The organism is Henriciella sp. AS95 (assembly GCF_038900055.1).
Taxonomy (GTDB): domain Bacteria; phylum Pseudomonadota; class Alphaproteobacteria; order Caulobacterales; family Hyphomonadaceae; genus Henriciella.
This window is the reverse complement of the sequence record NZ_JBBMQM010000001.1, coordinates 614,828-636,828: the sequence shown is the minus strand read 5'-3', so window position 1 is coordinate 636,828 and position 22,001 is coordinate 614,828. Positions and strand designations below refer to the sequence as shown.

Below are 22,001 nucleotides of genomic sequence, written 5' to 3'. Positions count from 1 at the left end.
TTCCAAACCTAATCCTGAACACTTTAGGGAGAGAGTTGTGCGTGAGAAATTAACAAAATCATTCCCGGAAACGTGGAAATTCAAATAATCGTGTCACGCGAACACATGACACGGATCAACCTACTGTTTTATATAGGTTTTTTGGAATAATTCTAAACTTCTTAATTTTAAAGAATTGAGTATTGTATATAGTATAGTAAAGCCGCCTCTGGAGGCGCTTGAGGAGACACTCCACGTCTTGTGACCTGCAATGTTTGCTACAGGTTAAGACATTTTCTCGATCCTAATAATCGGGCTTACAAAGTGCAGTATACCAACATCAAGCCAACCGATTTCATGAGGCGGCGAGCAGAGGGGATTCTGCCGTCATTTCGCATAATTTTGACGACTTCGCCGACGGTCTCCCCGCTCTGAAAAGCATGGGACAAAGCAGCGTGCTCGGGCAGTCGCACAAATGGACAATTAAAGACGCAGCGAAAGACCAGGCGTTTGCCTGACTCTCTGTATCAAATGCGTGAAAAATGGTGGGCGGTACAAGGATCGAACTTGTGACCCCTACAATGTCAATGTAGTGCTCTACCGCTGAGCTAACCGCCCACTCGTTTTGAAGCGGCCCTAATCGGGCTTTGGGGGGCGCAAGTCAAGCCCGCAATGTAGACGAATGTCAGGCCGCGATCACACGGTCGACTTCCTCGACCAGTTCTCTCAGGTGAAACGGTTTTGACAGGATCTTGGCGCCGGCCGGCGTCGGTGTGCCGGACGCCAGCGCGACGGCGGCAAAGCCTGTGATGAAGACGATTTTCATGGCCGGGTCGAGTTCAGCGCCGCGGCGGGCGAGCTCAATTCCGTCAATGCCCGGCATCACGATGTCCGTCAGAAGCAGATCGAACACTTCACGCTCGAGCGCCGCAAGCGCGGTTTCGCCATCTTCGAAGTCCTGGACATCATGGCCCGCGCGCTTCAGAGACGCCGCCAGAAAGGTCCGCATCATCTCATCATCTTCTGCAAGCAGGATTTTGCTCATGGGGGCCGACTCCGCAATCGCCGTTTATTCTGATAGTGATTCCATAGACAGTGCTTCGGGTAAATTCGAAGTGAACAGAACCGATATGCTTGACCTTCCTGCCAAATGCTCAACCATCTGTGTACAATGAGCATGATCGATGATGCAGGCAAAACCGATATGGACGCGGCCGATAAGGTCGCTCCCTTTACGCTGTCTCGGTCGGCCGAGGCCGAATGTCCGGTTATCTTCGCATCGCCTCATAGCGGACAATACTACCCCAACCCGCTGCTGAAGAAGCTGCGCGTTCCATTGCTCGACCTTCGCCAGATTGAAGATGCTTTCGTGAATGATCTGTTTTCCGGCGCGCCGGCGGCAGGCGCCACACTGATCGCAGCCACACATGCGAGAAGTTTCGTGGATCTCAATCGCGACGCACGCGAACTCGACCCGGACATGATCGACGGGGCCGCGCCCGGTCCTGTCGCTGCCCCATCAGCCCGGGTTCAGGCCGGCCTTGGCTGTTTCCCGCGGATAGGCGCCCGCGGCGAGAATATCTATTCCGGCAAGATCACAGCAGACGATGCCCGCACCCGTCTCGAAGGCGTGCATGCGCCCTACCACACGGCTCTGGCCGATGAGATCAGGAGATTCCGCGAGGCGTTTGGCTGCGCCATCCTGATCGATTGCCACTCCATGCCGTCCAATCAGCCGGGACGCCGGGAATTGCCCGACATCGTTCTGGGCGACCGGTTTGGCTCAAGCTGCACAAGCCAGCTGACCAACCTTGTCGAGCGCGCTTTTCGTAAGGCCGGCTACACAGTCGTGCGCAACGCGCCCTATGCTGGCGGGTATACGACCCGGCGCTACGGTCGGCCAAAGCGGCATGTTCACGCCCTGCAGATCGAGATCAACCGGCAGCTCTACATGGATGAGACTCTGGTTGAACCAAAACCGTCCATGCAAACTGTCATATCTGCGGTGCAGCATGTCATAAGCGAGATATGTCGGTTTTCTGTCCGCCTCTCAGCGTAAGCGGCAAAAAAAAGGGCCGCGCCAAGCCGGCGCGGCCTATAAGGTAAAGGGAGGAAACGCCAGAAGGCGTTAGCACCGCAGTGCTGAGACCAATCTATTGTGCGCCGCAGCAAATGCAACCCCTAAAATGACAACCAATGCATTTTCGCATGCGGCAACCCGCCACACATTCCGGCATGAAGCTTGCTCTCCTGTCTCATCAGGAACATTCCGGGACTTTTCCCGGGGGTAGATGGGAGCCGGGATATGACGGACAAGACGGACTTGCATGTGGGGAAACGCCTCCGCCGCCGCCGTAGACTTCTGGGACTGACACAACAGGAACTCGCCAATCAGGTGGGTGTGCGGTTTCAGCAGATTCAGAAGTATGAGTGTGGTGCAAACCGCATGACTTCTTCGAGACTTTTTGATCTCTCGCGGGCACTTCACGTGTCTGTGCAGTACTTCTTTGACGGGATCGAGACAGATGACCTTCTCGCTGCGAATGATGCCGACCAGATGGATGGCGACATTCTGAGCCAGAAAGAGACACTTGAGCTGGTTCGGGCCTATTACCGCCTCGGTGAGCGTCCGCGCCGCCGCCTTCTCGATCTCGCAAAGGCGCTGGAAACCGACAATAGCGATAGCGGCGCTGCTTGACGCTCGCCCTTGTCTGGCCCAAAGCGCTGGGGCATGAGCCAGACAATCGATGAAAATGACATCCTGAACCTGACCAGGCGGCTCGCAGATGCCGCCTGGTCTGCGATTCAGCCCTATTTCCGGACAGGTACCGCTGCTGAAAACAAGGCGAGCGGCGCGGCCTTCGACCCTGTGACAGCCGGCGACAAGGCCGGCGAGCAGGCTATTCGCGATATTCTCGCGAAAGAACGGCCTGATGACGGCATCGACGGCGAAGAATTCGGCAAGCATGAAGGCGCGTCTGGCTGGACCTGGCTGATCGACCCGATTGACGGCACCCGCGCCTTTATCGCCGGGCTGCCAGTATGGACGACACTCATTGCGCTTGTGGACCCGGACGGACACCCCGTTATCGGCGTGATCGACCAACCGGTCGTCGGCGAGCGATATTATGGCGCTCCGTCCGGTAGCTTTCTCGAGACGGCGGATGGAAAGTCCGCGCTCACTGTGTCGGCGTGCACGGATCTGAGGCAGGCCATCATCGCCACCACCGATCCCTTTATCATGACACCTGCCGAACAAGGCGCATGGACGCATTTGCGCGCCACGGCGAAAGTCAGCCGCTACGGGCTGGACGCTTATGCCTATGCGCGCCTCGCCGCGGGTACGATCGATCTTGTCTGTGAAACCGGTCTCCAGGCGCATGATGTGGCGGCCCTGGTGCCGGTCGTGCGCGGCGCTGGGGGTATCGCGCGGGACTGGCGCGGAAACGAAGCCAGACTCGGCTCCCAGATCGCCTGCGCGTCTTCAGAAGGCGTGTTCGAACAGGCCCTGATCTCGCTGCGCCGATCAGCGATATGAGCCGAACTGCAGCATTGCTGGTCATTCTGCCCGAAATCGCGCTAGATAATCTGGCATGACCGACAACAGCCAATCTCTCGTTCACAAGAAGCTGCCGACCAAGGCCTGGCCGAATAACTGGAAAATTTCCAACATCATCGATGGCCGGTCGCTGCGGATCAAACTAACGGCAGCGGCGCTCGACAATCTGGGCGACGAGGCGGCCGCTCGCAAGGAAGTGTTGAACCATCTTCACGGCGCGCTCTTCCGCGGCCGGATGATTGCGCAGGAGCGGCTACAACAGGGCTCGGATGGGCTTGATACGGCCCGCCTGCTCGCCGCGGTGCAGGACGAAGTTCTGCACGCCCTCTATGATTATGTGACAGTCCACGTTCACCGCGCCCGCAACCCCACAGAAGGCGAACGGCTCGCTGTTTTCGCTACCGGCGGCTATGGCCGTCACGTCCTCGCCCCTTCGAGCGACATCGATCTTCTGTTTATTCGTCCCTACAAGGCGTCCGCTCACGCAGAGAGCGTGATCGAATACATGCTGTACGCCCTCTGGGATATGGGCCTGAAGGTCGGGCACGCGTTTCGAACGCCAGAGGAGTGCGTCCGCCTGTCCAGGGAGGATGTCACCATCAAGACGTCCCTGCTCGATGCCCGATTCCTGTTCGGCGACGAGGACCTTGGCAAGACGACACTCGAGACCTTCCACGCACAGGCCATTGAAGGCCAGGACGCGCAGTTCATTACGGACAAGCTGGAAGAACGCGACAAGCGCCACGCCAAACAGGGCAATACGCGTTACGTTGTCGAGCCGAATGTCAAAGACGGAAAAGGCGGGTTGCGCGACCTGCAGACGCTCTACTGGATCGCCAAGCACATCAAGCATGGCGAAACGCTGGAAGACGTCATGCAATCGGGACCGTTCACCAAGCATGAATATGCCGTCTTCATCCGTGCCGCGCGCTTTCTATGGACGGTTCGCTGCCATCTCCACTATGTGACCGGCCGCGCCGAAGAACGCCTCAGCTTTGATCTGCAACCGGAAATCGCTTCCCGCATGGGATACCGCGACCGGGCCGAACAGCTTGGCGTCGAGCGCTTCATGAAGCACTATTTTCTCGTCGCGAAAGATGTTGGCGGCCTGACCCGAATTCTCGCCGCCAAACTTGAAGCCGAGCAGAAAAAGAAACCCGAAGGCTGGCGCCGCTTCATCCCTGCCGGCCAGCCCAAAGCCCTGCCCCAGGAAGGCTTTGCCATTGATAGTGGACGGATCAACGTCACCGCAGACAATGTCTTCAAGAAGGATCCGGCCAATCTGATCCGCCTGTTCGCGATCGCCGACGAGACCGAACATGATATCCACCCCGACGCCGTGACGCTTGCGGCCCGCAGCTCCAAGCTGATCAATTCGAAGACGCGCCAAAACCCCGAAATGCGGGATGCATTCCTGAATCTTCTGGTCGAAGGGCGCGACCCGGGCCTGGCCCTGCACAGGATGAACGAAGCCGATGTGCTCGGCCGCTTCCTGCCGGAATTTGGCGGCATCGTCGCGCAGACACAGTTCAACATGTACCACCACTTCACCGTGGATGAGCATACGATCCGCGCCGTCGAGTACATGGCAGAGATGGATCGCGAAGGCGGCGAAGGCTTTGAGCTTGCTCACCGCCTGTTCCAGCGGATCGAGAACAAGCAGGTTCTCTACCTCGCCATGCTGCTGCACGATACCGGCAAAGGCCATGGCGACCAGCAGATCGAGGGCACAAAGACGGCCACCAAGGCCGGCAAGCGATTGGGGCTTTCCGAGGCCGAAACCGATCTCATCGCCTGGCTGGTAGGGCATCACCTCGAAATGAGTGAGACTGCCCAGAAGCGAGACATCGCCGACCCGGCCACGATTGTGCGGTTTGCCGCCATGGTCGGCTCTGTCGAGCGGTTGCGCCTGCTCTACATCCTCACCATCGCGGATATTCGCGCTGTCGGCCCGGGCATCTGGAATGCCTGGAAAGGACAATTGCTGGAAGACCTCTACCACAATACCGAGGCCGCCCTTCGCGGCGGGCGTACCGATGAACGCGGCGTGTCCATGGAGCTGGAAATGCGCGCCAGCAAGAGCCGTGAGGCGCTAGAGGAACGCATCGGCTCGATCCCGCAGGTCATGGCCGATATGGACCCGTCCTACTGGACAGGGTTCGATGTGGACGAACTTGCCGACCACGCGTCGAAACTGACATCGACTGAATCGCCCATCATCTCTGCAAATGTGCGCGAAGACGGGGGCGGCGTCTCTCTCCTGGTGGCCGGCCATGACCGTCTCGGCCTGTTTGCCCGCCTGGCTGGCACAATCGCCGCGCAGGGCGCGAACGTCGTGTCAGCGCAGGTCTATACCGGACCGTCAGGCTTCATTGTCGACGTCTTTATCCTTCAGGATGGCAAGGGGGGCGTGTTTGCTGCCGGCGATGAGAGCCGGCTGCGGCGGCTCGAGAGTGAAGTGCGCCGCGTGTTCACCAGCGACGCCCCGATCGCCAGCATCCCGACCCCTGCTGACCGCCGTGAAGCGGCCTTCAAGGTCATCCCGCAAGTGGAGATCGATGAGGCTGTCTCAACCGAATACACCGTGATCGACGTGGCGGGACGCGACCGCCCCGGCCTTCTGCATGATGTCGCAACCGTGCTGGCGGACCAGAATATCTCGATCCACTCGGCGCATGTCGGCAGCTATGGAGAGCGCGTTTTCGACGCTTTCTATGTTCAGCTGCCGGACAATTTTGACGCCGACAAGATATCGTCACTCAAAGAGCAACTTCTGGACGTTCTGAAGCGCGATGAACCGGACGCGCCGCGAACGCCGGCGCGCAGCCTGAAACAGGCCAACGCCGCCGACAGCTTCTGATCGCCGTTCCGGAGAGACTTGCCCCAATATGAGTGTCCTTCGAAATACCCTGACCCAGTCGACCTGGACACTTGGCAGCCGCGCGCTGGGGTTTCTGCGCGACGCCGTCATCCTGGCGAAAATCGGCGCGGGCCCGGTGGCAGATGCTTTTTTCACCGCACTGATGTTTCCGAACCTGTTCCGGCGGGTCTTTGCCGAAGGCGCTTTCGCGCAGGCCTTCATTCCGGTCTATGCCCGCACGCTGGAGGCAGAAGGCCCGGAGGCGGCGCAGAAGCTGGCAAATGAGACATTGCGGGGGCTGCTTGCCGTCACGGCCTTGCTGGTCATCATCGCGCAGGCGGCGATGCCATGGATCATGTTGGTCATCCATGGCGGTTATCGCGATGATCCGGTTCACTTCCCACTGGCGATCCTGCTGACGCAGATCACCATGCCGTATCTCTCTTTCATGGCGCTCGCAGCGCTATTGTCTGGCGTTCTGAACTCTGCCGGGCGGTTCGGCATGTCGGCAGGGGCGCCGACACTGCTCAATCTCTGTCTGCTCGCCGCCGCCTTTTATGGCTCGGACAATTTCGCGGTTTCAAAGTCTCTTGCAGTGGCGGTTTCCATCGCCGGTTTTCTGCAGGTCTGCCTGCTCTGGTATGGCGTCTCGCGCCAGAAGATCCGTCTGAGTCTTGGCTGGCCGAAATTCACGCCCGGCGTCCGGCGCGTTGCAGCGCTGGCGATCCCGGGCACGATTGCTGCCTCGGGCATGCAGATCAACATTCTCGTCAGCCAGTCGCTCGCCAGTTTCGAGGAAGGCGCAAAGACCTGGCTCTATTCGGCAGACCGGCTTTACCAGCTCCCGCTCGGACTGGTCGGTGTGGCCGTGGGTCTCGCCATTCTGCCGCGCCTGGCCAAGGCCGCACGCTCGGATGATCATGCAGGGTCTCAAGGCGTTATGGATAATGGTCTTGGCCTCGCCATGGCCCTCACCGTGCCCGCCGCTGCAGCGCTGATGGCGGCCCCGTTCCTCTTTGTCGACGGCTTCTTCAGCCGAGGCGAATTCACGTCCGACGACTCCCTGCAAACAGCCCGCGCGCTCTTTCACTTTGGCTGGGGCGTGCCTGCCTTTGTGCTGATCAAGGTATTGGCACCGGCCTTTTTTGCGCGCGAAGACACCAAGACGCCGATGAATTTCTCGCTGATCTCCGTAGCAGTGAACACCGTGCTCGGCGCGAGCCTGTTCTTCTGGCTGAAATCGCAGGGCATCGCCGGCTTCCCCGGCCTTGCCATTGCGACCAGTACCGCCGCATGGGTGAATGCCGGTCTCCTGTTTCTGACGCTGCAAAAGCGCGGATGGTACAAGCCTGGCCCGCGCCTCTTGCAGCGGCTCGCCAGCGTCCTTGTGGCCTCTGCAGCGCTGGCCGCACTGCTTATCTACCTGTCCGGCATGAGCGAGACGGTTCAGGCCTATACGCTCAATTCCAAATTCCTCGCGGCCCTCGCCATCGCTGCGGCGGGCGCAGCCGCCTACGGCCTGTTCGCCGTTCTTTTCGGCGCGATCCGGCTGAGTGACATCAAGGGGGCTAGGCGCGGCTAGGCCCTTGCGCTATTGGCGGCGCCATGAGCGATACACAGACCCCAGCCTATACCGGACCGCAGCGCGTCTTCTCCGGTATCCAGCCCACCGGCAATCTCCACCTTGGGAATTATCTCGGTGCCCTGCAGAAATTCACCCGGCTGCAGAATGACGGGTGGGACTGCGTCTTCTGCGTCGTGGATTTACACGCCATCACCATGCCGTTCGACAAGTCGCAGCTTGCCAACCAGACCCGCCAGATTGCCGCCGCGATGATGGCAAGCGGCGTGGAGCCCGGCAAATCGGTTCTCTTCGCACAGTCTTCCGTTCTGGCGCATACAGAGCTGACCTGGGTTTTCGACAGCGTTGCGCGGATGGGGTGGCTGGAGAAGATGATCCAGTTCAAGGAAAAGTCCGGCAAGGACGCTGAGCGCGCCTCGGTCGGCCTGTTCAACTATCCGGTCCTGCAAGCCGCAGACATCCTCGCTTACAAGGCGACGCATGTGCCTGTGGGCGAAGACCAGCGCCAGCATCTTGAGCTGTCACGCGACATCGCAGACCGCTTCAATCGCGACTTTGACGCGCCCGGCTTCTTCCCGCTTCCCGAAGCGCTGACCGAAGGGGCCGGCGCGCGGATCATGTCACTCAAGGACGGCACGAAGAAGATGTCGAAATCCGATCCGGCGGAGAATTCGCGGATCAACCTCATCGATGATGCCGACACAATCTCGCGCAAGATCAAGAAGTCCAAGACCGACACGATGGGCGACATGCCAAGTGAGATCGCCGGACTGGAAGGTCGCCCGGAAGTGGCAAACCTTGTCGGCATTTATGGTGCCCTGGCCGGCCTGACAGACGAGCAGGTGCTCGCCGAGTATGGCGGCAAAGGCTTCGGCACCTTCAAACCGGCACTGGCCGATCTTGCTGTCGACCACCTCGCGCCGATCACCACGCGCATGCGCGAGCTTATGGACAATCCAGACGAAATCGACGCAGCGCTGCGGCAAGGGGCTGAGAAGGCCAATGCGATTGCTGCCCCGGTCATGGAAGAGGTGCGTCAGATCGTCGGCTTCTGGCGTCCCTGAATTCGGCAGACGATAGACCCTTCAAACAAGAGGCCTTCAGCTATGAAACACTTCATTCTCGGATTTGCTGCCATCCCGCTTTTTCTCGCTGCCTGCAGCCAGGCCTCCGAGCCGTCAGAGACAGAAGCGACGCCTGCTGCGGACGGTCCTGTCCTATCCTATACCGACGCCTTCATCATGGCCCCGATCGGCGGGCGTGATGTCACAATGGGCGGCATCGAGATCACGGCAAATGGCGGCGATGTGCGCTTGACCGGTGCGACCAGTGAGGTCGCCTCGTCCGTCGAAACGCACACCATGTCGATGGATGAGGGCACGATGAAAATGCGCCCTGTAGATGGCTGGGACATTGGCGATGGCGAAACGCTCGACCTCGATCGCGGCGGTGACCATTTGATGTTCTTCGGCCTGGAGCCAGGTCTGGCGGCCGGTGATGTCGCCAACGTCACCCTTTATTTTGACGTGGACGGCCGCGACGAGCCGCTGACGCTCGAAGCAGAGGCAGAGGTGCGCGCTGTCGGCGAATAGCCGACGGCTCCTCCTATTTCTTTTTCTTGGTGACTTTCTTCTGGAAGTCGATGACGCGCGGGACGATCTCATCGCGGAATCGCGAGCCGTTGAACACGCCATAGTGGCCAACACCGGGCTGCACATAATCGGCTTTCATCGCGTCCGGAATACTGGTGCAGAGATCGTGCGCGGCCTGCGTCTGACCGATGCCCGAAATGTCGTCCAGTTCGCCTTCGACCGTCATCAGTCCAACCGTCTCGATGAAGCCCGGCTTGACGAGGCGCTCATCGCGGTAGCGGTATTCACCCCGTGCCAGCAGGCATTTCTGGAACACACGCTCAATCGTCTGGATGTAGAATTCTTCGGTCAGGTCCAGCACGGCGAGGTATTCGTCATAGAAGGATTTGTGCTTGTCCGCGCCGTCGCCATCACCCTCAACCAGGTGGTCGAAGAAACGGGCCTGCGCATCGACATGGCGGTCCCAGTTCATGTGCATGAAGGAGGTCAGCTGGATGAAGCCCGGATAGACCCGGCGGAACGCCCCCGGCCAGGGCGGTGGAACCGTATGGATCATCTTGGACCGGAACCAGTCCAGGCTGCGCTCTTCGGACAGGCGGTTCGGCACTGTCGGCGAACGCCGCGCGTCAATGGGCGACCCCATATAGGTCATCGTGGCCGGCAGCGCCTCGGACCCATCCTCGGCCATCATCGAAATGGCCGCGAGGACAGGCGGTCCGGGCTGGCAGACAGCCAGCACATGTGCGCCTGCGCCAAGATATTCCAGCATCATGCGGGTGTGATCGATATAATCGTCGAGATCGAACCGGCCGAGCCAGACCGGTGCCATCCGGGCGTCCGTCCAATCGGTGATGTAAACCTCATGGGTTGGCAGGAAGGCTTCGACGGTACCGCGCAGAAGGGTCGCGTAATGGCCCGATAGCGGCGCAGTGATCAGCAGCTGCGGACGATCAGGCGCGACATTCTCGGTATTGAAGTGAACCAGCTGGCACCACGGCGTCGCCCACACTGTGGTTGGCTCAACGGCGTGTTCCTTGCCCTTGATTTCGGTGGACGCGATCTGCCATTCTGGCTTGCCATAAAACCGCGTGGCGCGCTCGAACACTTTCGAGGCCGCAGAAACGGACTTCGCAAATTGCGTTTCGCGAAGCGGGTTAACCGGCGAAGACCAGATAGAATTTGTGGCTTTGGCGTGCAGCCGTAAAGGCGCCATCGCCGCGCGATTCATTTCAACGAGTGAATAGAGCACTATACGATCCCATCATGTTGCACTGCAACATATGCGATCTTTATACCAGATTGCAAATGGATTCAGGAGCCAAGCAGCGTTCCGAGGCAGGCCGCCATATCATCTGGATTGGTATTTGCCTCGGCGAAGAACGTCTTCAGCTTCCAGTTCTCGTCCATCAGATAGAGCAAGGAGGTGTGATCCATCGTGTAGCCGGCGAGGCTGTCAGGCGTCTCGACCTTATTGTAGCCGACGACGAATTCGTCAGCCACTTTCTCGATGTCTTCTTCACTGCCGGTCAGTCCGATCAGGCCGTCGGGGAAGGCATTGCTGGCGACATAGCTCGCCAGCTGTTCCGGCGTGTCGCGCTCAGGGTCGATGGAAATCAGCACCGTACGCGGCGGCTCAACGCCTTCGGGCAGCTTCTTGTAGGCATTCGCGATACCGACCAGCGTTGAAGGACAGACATCCGGGCAAAAGGTGAAGCCGAAATAGATAAGGGTCGGCTTGCCGAGATAGTCCTGCTCGGTCACGCGCTCCCCGAGATGGTTGGTGAGCTCAAATGGCCCGCCTATCTCCTCATAGGCTCGCGTCGTACAGGACGCCTGTGCACCGCCGGCCGTTGCCGTGACATTTGAGGTCGCGCTTTCATCGCCGCCACCACACGCGGTGAGGCCGAGTGCTGCAGCGGAAAGCATTAAAGTGTGGATCATACGCATGCACGAAGGTATGCGACTGGCCACTAGGCGCGGCAAGGTGCAAACTGCCGCACACAGGGTCGCAGGGAGCTGATGGAAGACACACACGCCACCAGAGAGGGGCTCGAGCAGGCGCTCTACAGCCTGCTACCCACAGGGCTTGCCGGCGTCGACGCGGCCCGTGGCCGGGCCCGCCTGCGCACGCTTGTCACGCTGCGCTGGCTGGCGGTGCTGGGACAAACGCTGGCTGTGCTGTTCGTCCAGTTCCGTCTCGGCTTTGACTTACCGCTCGCCTGGTGCCTCACCACGATAGCCGCATCTGCATGGCTGAATGTCTTCCTGTCGATCACCATTCGCGAGCAGGTCTTGCTGAAAGGGTGGGAAGCAGCCTTGCAGCTGGCCTTTGACACAATGCAGCTGGCCGTCCTGCTTGGCCTGACGGGCGGGCTGTCGAATCCCTTCCTGCTGTTCCTGATCGCACCCGTAACTGTGGCAGCGACCAGCCTGAGGCGGCGCTACTCCGTTGCCATCGCCATCTTTGCGGCCTCCTGCGCAGCCCTGATGCCAGCGCTGGCCTTTGACTTGCCCTGGAGCGAAGGCGAGATCTTCACCCTGCCGCCTCTTTTTGAATGGGGGCATTTCGCAGCGCTTGTCATCGGCATTGTCTTTTTCGCGACGTCTTCGCTGCGTCTCAGCGAGGACGAGGCGCGCCTGGTACGGGCGCTCGATGCAGCATCGGTCGTGATGGCCCGTGAACAGCGGCTTTCAGCGCTCGGCGCCATGTCCGCCATGACGGCACATGAACTGGGCACGCCGCTCGCCACCATCCACCTCGTCGCCAAGGAGCTGAACGCGGAGTTTGACCGCGACGATCCGCGCTTTGAGGATATCCACCTCATTGCCGAACAGGCTGACAGATGCCGCGAAATCCTCGGCAAGCTGTCGAAATCCCGTGAGGCGCAGGACATTGTCCACGCGAACATGCCGCTATCCAGCCTGGTCGAAGAGGCCGCAGCGCCGTTCAAGGGCCTCGGCGTGGAACTGAACGTGACCTACTCTCCCGGCGATAATGGCGAGCCGCGCGTCCCGATGATCCGCCGAAGTCCGGAAGTGCTGCACGCGCTTGGCGCCTTCATCGAGAACGCCGTCAGCTTTGCCGACAGCCAGGTCCGCGCCGTCGCCAGCTGGACGGATCGGCAGTTCATGGTGACGATTTCCGATGACGGGCCGGGCTTCGCTGCCGACGTCATGCCCAAGCTTGGCGAGCCTTATGTGTCCCAGCGCGGCGAGGCGCATCTCGGCGGCGGCGACATGGGGCTTGGCTTCTTTATTGCTAAAACTTTGATCGAACGAACGGGCGGACGCATCGCGACTCGCAACCGTTACCCGCCGAGACACGGCGCAATTGTGCAGGCCGTTTGGCCACGAACAGCACTCGAAAGCTTGGAATCTGACCGGATACAGATAAATAACCCGGCAGTGGAGACTTGATCATGGACTATAATGTCACCGTAAAACTTCATGAATCCTTGAAGGATGTCGAAGACCGCACCTGCCTGGTTCTCGATGATGACGGCCCTTTCCTGCAACGCCTGGCGCGCGCCCTGACGCAGCGTGGCTTTCTGGTATCGGCTGTTTCATCGGCGGCCGAGGCCAAGGACATTGCGCGGATGAACCCACCGGCCTTTGCCGTGCTGGACCTGCGCCTTGAAGATGGGTCTGGCCTTGATGTCGTGGAGGTTCTGCACCGTTTCCGTCCGGAAGCACGCGCCGTCATCCTGACAGGGTACGGCGCAATTGCGACCGCGGTTGCTGCTGTGAAAGCGGGCGCCGTCGACTATCTCGCCAAACCTGCGGAAGTCGAAGACATCGTTCGCGCGCTGGTCAATAGCGGAGACGGGCTACCGGAGCCGCCGGAAAACCCGATGTCTGCCGACCGCGTCCGCTGGGAGCACATTCAGCGGGTCTATGAGCTCTGCAATCACAATGTCTCGGAAACGGCCCGCCGTCTGAACATGCATCGCCGGACATTGCAGCGCATCCTGGCCAAGCGGGCGCCGCGTTAGCTCTTTACCTCATGAGAATTCTGGCGCGTCGAAGCCAATGTCGGCGCGCCAGAAGGCATTTAAGGCATCAACCGCAGCTATGACTATTTCCTGTCGCTGCGCTACAGCCTGAGCTGGCCGTTAAAGCGGCAGGCACTGAAATCACGTGTCGCAAATAACGTCTAGCGCCGGTTCGCGCATTCGAACTCGCGTCAATGGCGACTGCTTCAGCGCGCAAGCGCGAATCTTGTAGGTTTCAGCCAGTTCGTCTTCCCCTTCGCGGGACGAAAGCTGAAACATCCTGTGACAAGCCTTGGGGTCTCCGGTGTCGCAACCGCGCTCGTAGTAGTCTTTCGCTAGCGCTTGGTCTTGCGCAAACTCTTTACCCTCCGCGTACAACTTGGCCGCGATGAAGCAGGAATCCCAGTCACCCAGCTTGCATCCTTTTTCCAGAAGCACTTTGGCCTTCTCGATCTTTGGCTCAAGTCTGAAGCTATCCCAGAAATTTCCGCCGAAGTTCACGTGTAGCCCTGCCAAATTATAGCAGGCCAGTCCGTCATTCTCGTCACAGCGGTCCGCAAAGAAGGTTCGCACCTTAGCCTGGCGTTGAAGACAATCTTGCCTCTGGTCGTCGGACGCGCCGCGAGAAGTAACATACATGCCGTTGCAGTAGTTTCGTCCCGCATCTAGGCAGGCATAATAGTCGCCTAAGGCGCAGCCCTTCATCTTGTATTCAAGGCCCAGATTGTAATCCTGAACCACGCCGGAAAAGCGCGGACGCTTCCGGCCATCCTGCAATGTCCAAATTTCGGCAGAGAAGCGGCAAGCTTCGACGACGCCTGCATCGCAGGCATCCTGAATAGCAATCCGGACCGCACTCAAGTCTTCTCTGGGAAACAGATCTTTGCTCAATCGGCTGACCTTCCAGCCCTGCACCTCGACGTCTCCGCGGCGCTGGGTCTGTTGTGCTGCCGCTTCCTGAAGCTCTATTTTGGCCCAATATGTACTGTTGAGACGTCTGCAGACCATCACTTCGCCAGACATACATTGCTCGCGATATTCAGCGATGGAGGATCGTTTGTCGCCCGGCGATCCGTTCGGCTCTCTTGTGCAGCCGGACGAAACGATCATTGCCGGTAGGGCCAGCGCGACAAGAAGGACATTGGATCGGGATATCTGCATTTGGCCGGAATAGCCTTCACGCGTGAAGACAGCCTTAAACCGAAGGATGAATTCCAGACTTCAGCGATAGTTGCGCTCAAGGCCCCTTCGGCCCGAGCGAGGATGTTTTCCTTGCTGGGTCGGGCGTCTTGTCCTTGAACTTGCAGATATCCGCGATCACGCAGTCCCAGCATTTCGGCTTGCGCGCCACGCAGGTGTAACGGCCATGCAGGATCAGCCAGTGATGCGCGCCTTTCTTGAACTCCGGCGGGGTGACGCGTTCGAGCTGTTCCTCAACCTCGTCAGGCGTCTTGCCGGGGGCGAGACCTGTCCGGTTCGAGACCCGGAAGATGTGAGTGTCGACGGCAATTGTCTCATGCCCGAACGCTTCGTTCAGGACGACATTGGCCGTCTTGCGTCCGACACCCGGCAGGCGGGTCAGCTCGTCCCGCGTCTCGGGCACCTTGCCGCCAAATTCATCGACAAGGAGCTGGCTCAGCGCGATGACATTCTTCGCCTTGTTGCGCCAGAGTCCGATCGTCTTGATATGGGTCGCGACCCCTTCCTCGCCGAGCTCGAGCATCTTCTGCGGCGTGTCAGCAATCTCGAACAGTTTCTTCGTCGCCTTGTTGACGCCCACATCGGTGGCCTGCGCAGACAGCGCGACAGCGACGACCAGCGTATAGGGGTTGTGGTAGTCGAGTTCAGTCTTGGGCGCGGGGCGGTCCTCAGCCAGCGCCGCATAGAGCTGGGCGGTCTTTTCCGGGCCAAGCGTCGGCGATCGGCGCTTTTTCTTTCGGGGGGTTGGTGTCTTTGCCATGGCCAAGCGGTGTAAATGCCGCACAAACCTAATCAAGGCTTCACTTGCCGATTGGCGCGCCGTGACTAATTTCGGACGTATGGAACAGGTTGGCTCGACAATTTACTTCGATGCAACGCTGAAGCCCAATGTGGCGCTCAGCCCAAGGGCCTTCATGATCATCATGGGCCTTGTCGGGGCGATGAGTTTTCTCGGCGGCATGCTGTTCCTGTCCATGGGCGCCTTTCCCGTCATCGGATGGTTCGGCCTTGATGCCCTCGCGATCTGGTTCGCCTTCCGGAAGAATTTTCAGAATCTCAAGGAAGAAACCTCGGTGCGGATCACGGCTGAAGACATCACGCTGGAGCACAGCCGGCCCGGGCATGAGCTGAAAAGGGTGAGCCTGCCAACGGCCTTCACGCGGCTGTCGCTCGTCTACCCTGACCGGCGTCCCAGCGAAATACGTCTCGCACACGGCCAACTGGCCTATGTGATCGGCCGTTTCCTGACACCAAGGGAGCGAAAATCACTGCATCAGGCGATGCAGCTTGCCATCACAAAAGCGCGAGCTGAACGATATTGAGAAAAAAATGACGCATGCGTCATAGTTTTCAAACTCGCTTCGTGCTAGTATTGGTCTTGGAACGATAATCACCGGAAAACCGGGATACCAGGAGGCAATCATGGCAGACACTATCCAAACCGTTGATCACAAGCTCAAGCGCCCTGAGTCCACGGCACGCGACAAGCTTATGGATTTCCATCTCGACTTTGGCGCGAAGATTCCTTCGCCAGAAGACGTCGACATGGCCACATTCGATATTCTCGACCCGGAACTCTGGCGCCGCGATGCACACTGGAAATTCTTCGAGTGGCTGCGCGACAATGATCCGCTCCACTACACACCCGACAGCTTCTCGGGCCCTTACTGGTCAGTGACGCGGTACGAAGACGTCCAGAAGATCGACATCGATCACAAGCGCTTTTCCTCGTCCTGGGAATATGGCGGCATCACGCTCGGCGAACCGTTTGAAGATTTTGAATTGCCAATGTTCATCGCGATGGACGAGCCGCGCCACTCCGAACAGCGCAAGACGGTCCAACCGGCCGTCGCGCCGAACATGCTCAAGGATTTCGAGCCGCTTATCCGTTCACGCACACAGGGTCTTCTCGATAGCCTGCCTGTCGGCGAGCCGTTTGACTGGGTCGATAATGTCTCGATCGAGCTCACCACGATGATGCTCGCCACCCTGTTCGACTTCCCCTTCGAGCAACGCCGCAAGCTGACCCGCTGGTCGGACATTGCCGTGAACCCGTACAATCCGGATATTGTTCCGGGCGGTGTCGACCAGTGGAAACAGGAACTCATGGAGTGCCTGACGACCTTTATGGGTCTTTATCAGGAGCGCCAGGCTAAACCCCTGCAGAACGACCTGATCAGCCTGCTCGCCCACGGCGAGAAGACCAAGAACATGACGCCGATGGAATTGCTCGGCAATGTCATCCTGCTCATCGTCGGCGGTAATGACACGACCCGTAACTCCATGTCCGCATCGGTCTACACGCTGAACAAATGGCCAGAACAATATGAAAAGCTGAAGAGCGATCTTTCGATCATTCCGAACATGGTGTCGGAAGTGATTCGCTGGCAGACGCCGCTCGCGTATATGCGCCGCACCGCGCTCGAAGATGTCGAGATGCACGGCAAGACCATCAAGAAAGGCGACCAGATCGCCATGTGGTACGTCTCCGGCAACCGCGATGAGCGGTTCTGGGATGAAGACCCCTACAAGCTGATCATCGACCGCAAACAGGCGCGCAACCACCTGTCCTTCGGCTTCGGGATTCACCGCTGCGTCGGCAACCGCCTTGCCGAGCTGCAACTACGCATTCTCTGGGAAGAGCTGATGGAGCGTTTTGAGCATATCGAAGTGCTGGACGAGCCAAGCCGTACGCCGCACAGCTTCGTGAAGGGCTACACTTGGATGCCCGTGATCTGCCATCCGAAGAAATAAGGCTGGAAAGCCTCACAAACACCAAGCCCCGCAGTCTCCTGCGGGGCTTTTTTGTGCCTAGTCGTCATCCACATCGATGAGACCACTGAGACGGGAGCGCCCGCCATCCATGGTCAGCATTTCACCAGTAATGATAGCGCTCGACGGCAATGACAGGAAAAGCGCCGCATCGGCGATTTCGTCGGCAAGGCTTGCCCGGCCGAGCGGTGTACGTTGCTTCAGCCATTTGACTTCGGTGCTTTCAGCGCGAGGGCGCAGGGCACAGATGGCGTTGCTGCGTATTTTCTTGGGTGCCAGTTCAACAGCGGCCGCGCGCATGACGCCGAGAATGGAATGCTGCACGACGGCATCGGCAAAGTCGCCTTCATTGATCTGCTGCGCGGAAAGCGACAGCACAAACGTTACGCTGCCAAATTGCGAGCGCCTCGTCATTGTGTCGCCCTGCTCCTCAACGCGGCGGGCGACGTGCTTTTCGAATAATTGGAGCGTCAGGATCGCCCCGCGCACGGAGCGAAGGTGCAGCCGCTCGAACTCCTGAACATCCAGCTCGGTCAGCGTCACATTTGGCGGAATGGGGGGAACCGAGACGATGTGGTCGACATGGCCATAAGCCTCGATCGCGGCCGCCAGACAGTTCTTCAGACCAATCCGTGTGTGGAGTTCTTCCTGCTGGACGACCGCTTTGTCGCGGAGACTGTCCGCGACCCGCTCCACCCGTTTGGGTTGCGGGTCGCAGGCGATGACGGCGTGGCCCTGATCAGCGAAGCGGCGCGCAACCGCTTCGCCGGTGAGCTGGCCCAGCCCTAAAATGAGAGTGACGGGTTTTTCCATGTCGGCTCCTGATCCGCATGCCGCTGCATCCGGTCAGGATTAACCGGGATTCGCGACTAGTTTGGCCGCAGCTGAACCAGTTCCTCTTTAATCTTCAGTTTCTTTCGCTTCAGTTCGTGCAGTCGGACCTCGTCTGCAGCAGGGCGTTTCTGTTCGTCACTAATCTCCTCATCCAGTCTACGATGGCGGCTAGCGAGTTCCTCGATACGTCCTTGAAGTGACATAGGCTTCTCCTTCTTTGCTGCTTGGAAACTGTGACATTATGGGCACAGTTAAGCACAAGCGGAGGCCTTGGTCACGACCCGGCGATATAAAAAATCTTCAATGATAGCGAGTCCTAGTGCCGGTTCGTTTTGCGGGCAGACTTTACCCGGAACATGGCCTCATCGGCCTCCGCGATGAAGGCTTCGGCGGACGGCTGGCCCGACCAGGACATCACGCCGCAGGACGCACCGAGATAGAGATCACCGCCAACCCTCAGCCGGTCGATGCGTGCCGTCAGACGGTCTGCCTTCAGCTGGCTGTCGGCAAGTTCCGCATGGGTCAGGATCACGCCAAATTCATCGCCGCCGAGACGACCAACAATGTCCGTCTGGCGCACCTGGGAGAGAATGATGTCGCAAACCCGCAATAGCGTCTTGTCGCCCGCCTTATGACCAAACGTGTCGTTCACGGCCTTGAAGCGGTCGAGATCGAGATAAACGAGGCACAGCGGCAAGCTGTGGCGCTGCGCAAGCGCGATTTCGCGGGTGAGCTCCCGCTCGAAGGCGCGGCGATTGAAGACCGGACAGAGGGCGTCATGGTCGGCAAGACGCTCGGCCTCGCTCAGCGCCTTCTTGAGCGCCGATTCGCGATCCCGAAGGTCCAGGACTTCCTCGGCCAGCGCCCGAAAGGCTGCACGGGTGCGAAGATCGTGATCGGAAAGGTCGATCCCGACCGCACGCAAGAGCTGGCCGGCTTCGTCAGAGGCACTGCCGACAACCCGATTTTGCCCACCATTCTTGGCGATTCGATCCATTCAGACTCTATACGTTAAAGGCCAGGAGACATCTACACACAGCGCGGCTTGACGGGGCAAGGCCCAAGTCTATTTTGTGCCGCTTCCTGAAAGGGGGCGAGATGAGCGCACCACAACCCGTCGTCGGAGTCATCATGGGCAGCCAGTCCGACTGGCCAGTGATGAAGCTTGCCTGCGAAATGCTCGATAAGATGGGCGTGGCCTATGAAGCGCGCATTGTCTCGGCCCACCGCACGCCCGATCGCCTCACAGACTATGCAAAGACGGCGAAGTCCCGCGGCCTCAAGGTCATTATTGCAGGCGCCGGCGGCGCGGCCCACCTGCCCGGCATGACCGCAGCGATGACGCCTCTGCCTGTATTGGGCGTTCCGGTTCAGTCTCGCGCCCTTAACGGCCAGGACAGCCTTCTCTCCATCGTGCAGATGCCGAAAGGTGTTCCAGTCGGAACACTGGCCATCGGCGAAGCAGGTGCGGCGAATGCCGGGATCATGGCCGCGTCTATCATTGCGCTCAATGATCAGGCCGTCGCCGACAAGCTAGACGCGTTCCGTGAGGCCCAGACCGCCAGCGTCGGCGAGGCTCCTGAAGGATGAAACCCCTCCCGCCAGGGTCTGTGATTGGCATTCTCGGGGGCGGCCAGCTTGGCCGTATGCTGGGCAGTGCGGCGGCCAGACTTGGCTTTGACGTGCACATCCTGGCGCCGGAGGACAGCCCACCAGCGGCCCGCATCGCCGCCGTCTACTGGCAGGCCGCCTATGATGACGAAAGCGCGCTGCGTGAGTTCGCCGATGCCTGCGATGTGATCACTTACGAGTTCGAGAACATACCGGTCAGTTCGGTCGAGTATCTTGTGTCGATTGGTTCAGTGGTCCGCCCGGGCGCAGCTTCGCTGGAAAAGTCGCAGGACCGGCTTGCCGAAAAGCAGTTCCTGAACGCGATCGGCATCGAAACAGGCGCATACGAACCGGTATCGTCACCCGACGACCTCGCCACAGCGCTGAACACGCTCGGCGGCGCCGGCATCCTGAAGACCCGCCGCGACGGCTATGACGGCAAGGGTCAGGTTCGCCTGAAAACGGGGGATGATCTTGCCGCCGCCTTTGCCGATATCGGCAAAGTGCCCGCCATACTGGAAGCCTATGTCCCCTTTGAGCGCGAAATCTCCGTCGTGATTGCGCGCGCGTCTGACGGCACAGTGACAGCATTCGACCCAAGCATGAATGATCATGCGGGCGGGGTTCTGCGCACGTCCATCGCGCCCTGTGGGCTGTCTGAGCCGGTCATTGCCAAAGCGCGCTCCATGGCTGAGACACTGGCCCGCGAGACGGGCCATGTCGGCGTTTTGGCGCTCGAACTCTTTGTCCTTGAGGACGGCACGCTGCTCGCCAATGAGTTCGCCCCACGCGTCCACAACTCCGGCCACTGGACGCCAGAAGGTTGTCTGACAGGCCAGTTCGAACAGCATATCCGGGCCGTTGCCGGCTGGCCCCTTGGGCCCGTGACCCGCGTCTTCGATGTCGAAATGCAGAATCTACTCGGCGAAGAGGCCCTCGCCCCCGCTGACAGCTACGGCGCTGACGCCGTCATCACGCTCTATGGCAAGCGCGACGCCAAGCCAGGCCGCAAGATGGGCCATGTGGTGCGGCGGACATCCATTCGTGCGCTATCCTGATCAGCCCTTATTCCTAGCCCGACACTGCCAGACTGAGTGGAACAGCGCGGGCCGATATCAGGGCACAAAGAATTCTGCTCTAACCGAGCGCGGCCGGCTGCAGGAGCAGGAATTGACTAGTACGAATACTTTACGTCGAACCTCAGAACCCGGTCGATGTTGTTGCTCATGAGAGGCGGGTTGGACTCGTAGCGCAGATCATAGGACACGCCGGCGCTGACGCGCTTCGAGACGGCTGTATTCATCCTGATCGTCGGATTAAAGGTGGAGGTCGGGCCGGATATGTTTGCCTTCGCATCAATCTCCAGCGTAAGATCGTCCCGGATCAGCCAGTCGAGTTCAGTCGCACCATATAGACCCACTGCGCCGATATTATAGTCGCTACCGGCTATTTCGAGATACCGGTAGCCAGGGCCAAGCTCGCTTCGAAGCGTTACCGTTTCAGTCTGTTTCAGGTAGGCGCCAGCGCCGATGCCCACGAAAGCGTCCGTCTCGAAACCCGCAAAATCATCATGGGCAACGGAGCCACGAACATAGCCGAAATAGTCGTCGGTCCAGAGTGTATCGAGCTGGTAGGACGCGCCCCAATTGTTCTGGCTGTCCACGCCATTCGCTTCTGCCATATTGGCGAAAGCTTCGAGCCGGTGGATCTGCGCTTTGCGCATTAGATTGACCTTGCTGTGCAGGCCGAGGAACAGTGTGTCGGTGTTTCCTTGTGTCTCGGCCGCATTCAAGGTCAGCTCTGCGTTGAAGTCCTCCCAATAGCCGGGCTGTTCGATCTCGACCGGCTGCGGCGCTGGTATAACGAGCGGCGCGATCAGCAAGGGCTCCACTGGCATTTGAAGGTCGGCCACGCGTGCATCGATCTCAGCAGCAAATTCCGGATAGGCTGATTTAGCCGCGGCAACGACCGATGCGAGCGCGTCATCATCATTCAAGCTCACGGCTGCCGACAACATCCG

General features: G+C 59.4%; 23 protein-coding genes and 1 tRNA gene. 14 read left to right on the top strand and 10 right to left on the bottom strand.

All coding sequences use genetic code 11. The features are described 5' to 3' along the window. Positions 1-522: 522 nt before the first annotated feature. Positions 523-597, bottom strand: a tRNA-Val gene (locus WNY37_RS03340). A 67-nt stretch (positions 598-664) separates the two neighbouring features. Continuing rightward, positions 665-1,024, bottom strand: a complete 360-nt coding sequence (locus tag WNY37_RS03335; RefSeq protein WP_119375949.1) for a response regulator — start codon at positions 1,022-1,024, stop codon at positions 665-667. Positions 1,025-1,156: 132 nt separating this feature from the next. Between WNY37_RS03335 and WNY37_RS03330 the strand changes: the two genes are divergently transcribed. From WNY37_RS03330 to WNY37_RS03300, 7 genes are all read left to right on the top strand, one after another. Continuing rightward, the gene (locus WNY37_RS03330) at positions 1,157-2,038 is read left to right on the top strand and encodes an N-formylglutamate amidohydrolase (protein ID WP_342972040.1); all 882 of its coding nucleotides are present in this window, start codon (positions 1,157-1,159) and stop codon (positions 2,036-2,038) included. Positions 2,039-2,284: 246 nt separating this feature from the next. Further along, positions 2,285-2,677 (top strand): helix-turn-helix transcriptional regulator, encoded by a 393-nt coding sequence (locus WNY37_RS03325; protein WP_342972039.1) that lies wholly within the window; start codon positions 2,285-2,287, stop codon positions 2,675-2,677. Between the two features lie 33 nt (positions 2,678-2,710). Then, a complete protein-coding gene (locus WNY37_RS03320; RefSeq protein ID WP_342972038.1) occupies positions 2,711-3,517 on the top strand; it encodes an inositol monophosphatase family protein in 807 nt (268 codons plus the stop codon). 55 nt (positions 3,518-3,572) lie between these two features. Next, on the top strand, positions 3,573-6,398 hold the full coding sequence (locus WNY37_RS03315) for a [protein-PII] uridylyltransferase (RefSeq protein ID WP_342972037.1): 2,826 nt from the start codon (positions 3,573-3,575) through the stop codon (positions 6,396-6,398). A 28-nt stretch (positions 6,399-6,426) separates the two neighbouring features. Further along, positions 6,427-7,980 carry a murein biosynthesis integral membrane protein MurJ gene (murJ, locus tag WNY37_RS03310; protein ID WP_342972036.1) on the top strand — a complete coding sequence of 518 codons (1,554 nt, stop codon included), beginning with the start codon at positions 6,427-6,429 and terminating at the stop codon, positions 7,978-7,980. A gap of 23 nt (positions 7,981-8,003) precedes the next feature. Continuing rightward, complete coding sequence (gene trpS / locus WNY37_RS03305; protein WP_342972035.1) at positions 8,004-9,044, top strand: tryptophan--tRNA ligase; 1,041 nt, start codon at positions 8,004-8,006, stop codon at positions 9,042-9,044. Between the two features lie 42 nt (positions 9,045-9,086). Continuing rightward, positions 9,087-9,572: a copper chaperone PCu(A)C gene (locus tag WNY37_RS03300; RefSeq protein WP_342972034.1), complete on the top strand. Its 486-nt coding sequence runs from the start codon at positions 9,087-9,089 to the stop codon at positions 9,570-9,572. A gap of 13 nt (positions 9,573-9,585) precedes the next feature. Here WNY37_RS03300 and phaZ read toward each other — a convergent pair whose 3' ends face one another. Both phaZ and WNY37_RS03290 read right to left on the bottom strand, forming a co-directional pair. Then, positions 9,586-10,821, bottom strand: coding sequence for a polyhydroxyalkanoate depolymerase (gene phaZ, locus WNY37_RS03295; RefSeq protein ID WP_342972033.1), 1,236 nt, complete (start codon positions 10,819-10,821; stop codon positions 9,586-9,588). A 62-nt stretch (positions 10,822-10,883) separates the two neighbouring features. Beyond that, entirely contained in the window at positions 10,884-11,498 is a 615-nt protein-coding gene (locus WNY37_RS03290; protein WP_342972032.1) for an SCO family protein, read from the bottom strand. Between the two features lie 93 nt (positions 11,499-11,591). Between WNY37_RS03290 and WNY37_RS03285 the strand changes: the two genes are divergently transcribed. Further along, positions 11,592-12,989 (top strand): ActS/PrrB/RegB family redox-sensitive histidine kinase, encoded by a 1,398-nt coding sequence (locus WNY37_RS03285; protein WP_342972031.1) that lies wholly within the window; start codon positions 11,592-11,594, stop codon positions 12,987-12,989. A gap of 2 nt (positions 12,990-12,991) precedes the next feature. Continuing rightward, positions 12,992-13,564: an ActR/PrrA/RegA family redox response regulator transcription factor gene (locus WNY37_RS03280; RefSeq protein ID WP_342972030.1), complete on the top strand. Its 573-nt coding sequence runs from the start codon at positions 12,992-12,994 to the stop codon at positions 13,562-13,564. A gap of 141 nt (positions 13,565-13,705) precedes the next feature. On the opposite strand, the gene WNY37_RS03275 is transcribed toward WNY37_RS03280, so the two are convergent. Next, a complete protein-coding gene (locus tag WNY37_RS03275) occupies positions 13,706-14,479 on the bottom strand; it encodes a tetratricopeptide repeat protein (RefSeq protein WP_342972029.1) in 774 nt (257 codons plus the stop codon). A gap of 322 nt (positions 14,480-14,801) precedes the next feature. Further along, positions 14,802-15,524, bottom strand: coding sequence for an endonuclease III (gene nth / locus WNY37_RS03270; RefSeq protein ID WP_342972028.1), 723 nt, complete (start codon positions 15,522-15,524; stop codon positions 14,802-14,804). A gap of 61 nt (positions 15,525-15,585) precedes the next feature. Here nth and WNY37_RS03265 point away from each other — a divergent pair, with 61 nt between their 5' ends. Together WNY37_RS03265 and WNY37_RS03260 are read left to right on the top strand one after the other, a co-directional pair. Then, positions 15,586-16,086: a DUF2244 domain-containing protein gene (locus WNY37_RS03265; RefSeq protein WP_342972027.1), complete on the top strand. Its 501-nt coding sequence runs from the start codon at positions 15,586-15,588 to the stop codon at positions 16,084-16,086. A 100-nt stretch (positions 16,087-16,186) separates the two neighbouring features. Further along, positions 16,187-17,518: a cytochrome P450 gene (locus WNY37_RS03260; RefSeq protein ID WP_342972026.1), complete on the top strand. Its 1,332-nt coding sequence runs from the start codon at positions 16,187-16,189 to the stop codon at positions 17,516-17,518. A gap of 57 nt (positions 17,519-17,575) precedes the next feature. Here the strand turns inward: WNY37_RS03260 and WNY37_RS03255 are convergent, their stop codons facing one another. From WNY37_RS03255 to WNY37_RS03245, 3 genes are all read right to left on the bottom strand, one after another. Beyond that, entirely contained in the window at positions 17,576-18,349 is a 774-nt protein-coding gene (locus tag WNY37_RS03255; RefSeq protein ID WP_342972025.1) for an SDR family oxidoreductase, read from the bottom strand. Between the two features lie 56 nt (positions 18,350-18,405). Further along, positions 18,406-18,573, bottom strand: a complete 168-nt coding sequence (locus WNY37_RS03250) for a DUF465 domain-containing protein (protein ID WP_342972024.1) — start codon at positions 18,571-18,573, stop codon at positions 18,406-18,408. Between the two features lie 113 nt (positions 18,574-18,686). Next, positions 18,687-19,367: a GGDEF domain-containing protein gene (locus WNY37_RS03245; protein WP_342972023.1), complete on the bottom strand. Its 681-nt coding sequence runs from the start codon at positions 19,365-19,367 to the stop codon at positions 18,687-18,689. A gap of 101 nt (positions 19,368-19,468) precedes the next feature. Here WNY37_RS03245 and purE point away from each other — a divergent pair, with 101 nt between their 5' ends. From purE to WNY37_RS03230, 3 genes are read left to right on the top strand one after another with little or no spacing between them, the layout of a single operon-like run. Further along, the gene (gene purE / locus WNY37_RS03240) at positions 19,469-19,960 is read left to right on the top strand and encodes a 5-(carboxyamino)imidazole ribonucleotide mutase (RefSeq protein ID WP_342972022.1); all 492 of its coding nucleotides are present in this window, start codon (positions 19,469-19,471) and stop codon (positions 19,958-19,960) included. Then, positions 19,957-21,039, top strand: a complete 1,083-nt coding sequence (locus tag WNY37_RS03235; RefSeq protein WP_342972021.1) for a 5-(carboxyamino)imidazole ribonucleotide synthase — start codon at positions 19,957-19,959, stop codon at positions 21,037-21,039. Before purE ends, WNY37_RS03235 begins: the two co-directional genes overlap by 4 nt. After that, a complete protein-coding gene (locus tag WNY37_RS03230) occupies positions 20,963-21,211 on the top strand; it encodes a histidine phosphatase family protein (protein WP_342972020.1) in 249 nt (82 codons plus the stop codon). The genes WNY37_RS03235 and WNY37_RS03230 overlap by 77 nt, the downstream gene beginning before the upstream one ends. Here the strand turns inward: WNY37_RS03230 and WNY37_RS03225 are convergent. Beyond that, positions 21,156-21,983 (bottom strand): DUF481 domain-containing protein, encoded by an 828-nt coding sequence (locus WNY37_RS03225; RefSeq protein WP_342972019.1) that lies wholly within the window; start codon positions 21,981-21,983, stop codon positions 21,156-21,158. The genes WNY37_RS03230 and WNY37_RS03225 overlap by 56 nt on opposite strands. Positions 21,984-22,001: the final 18 nt, after the last annotated feature.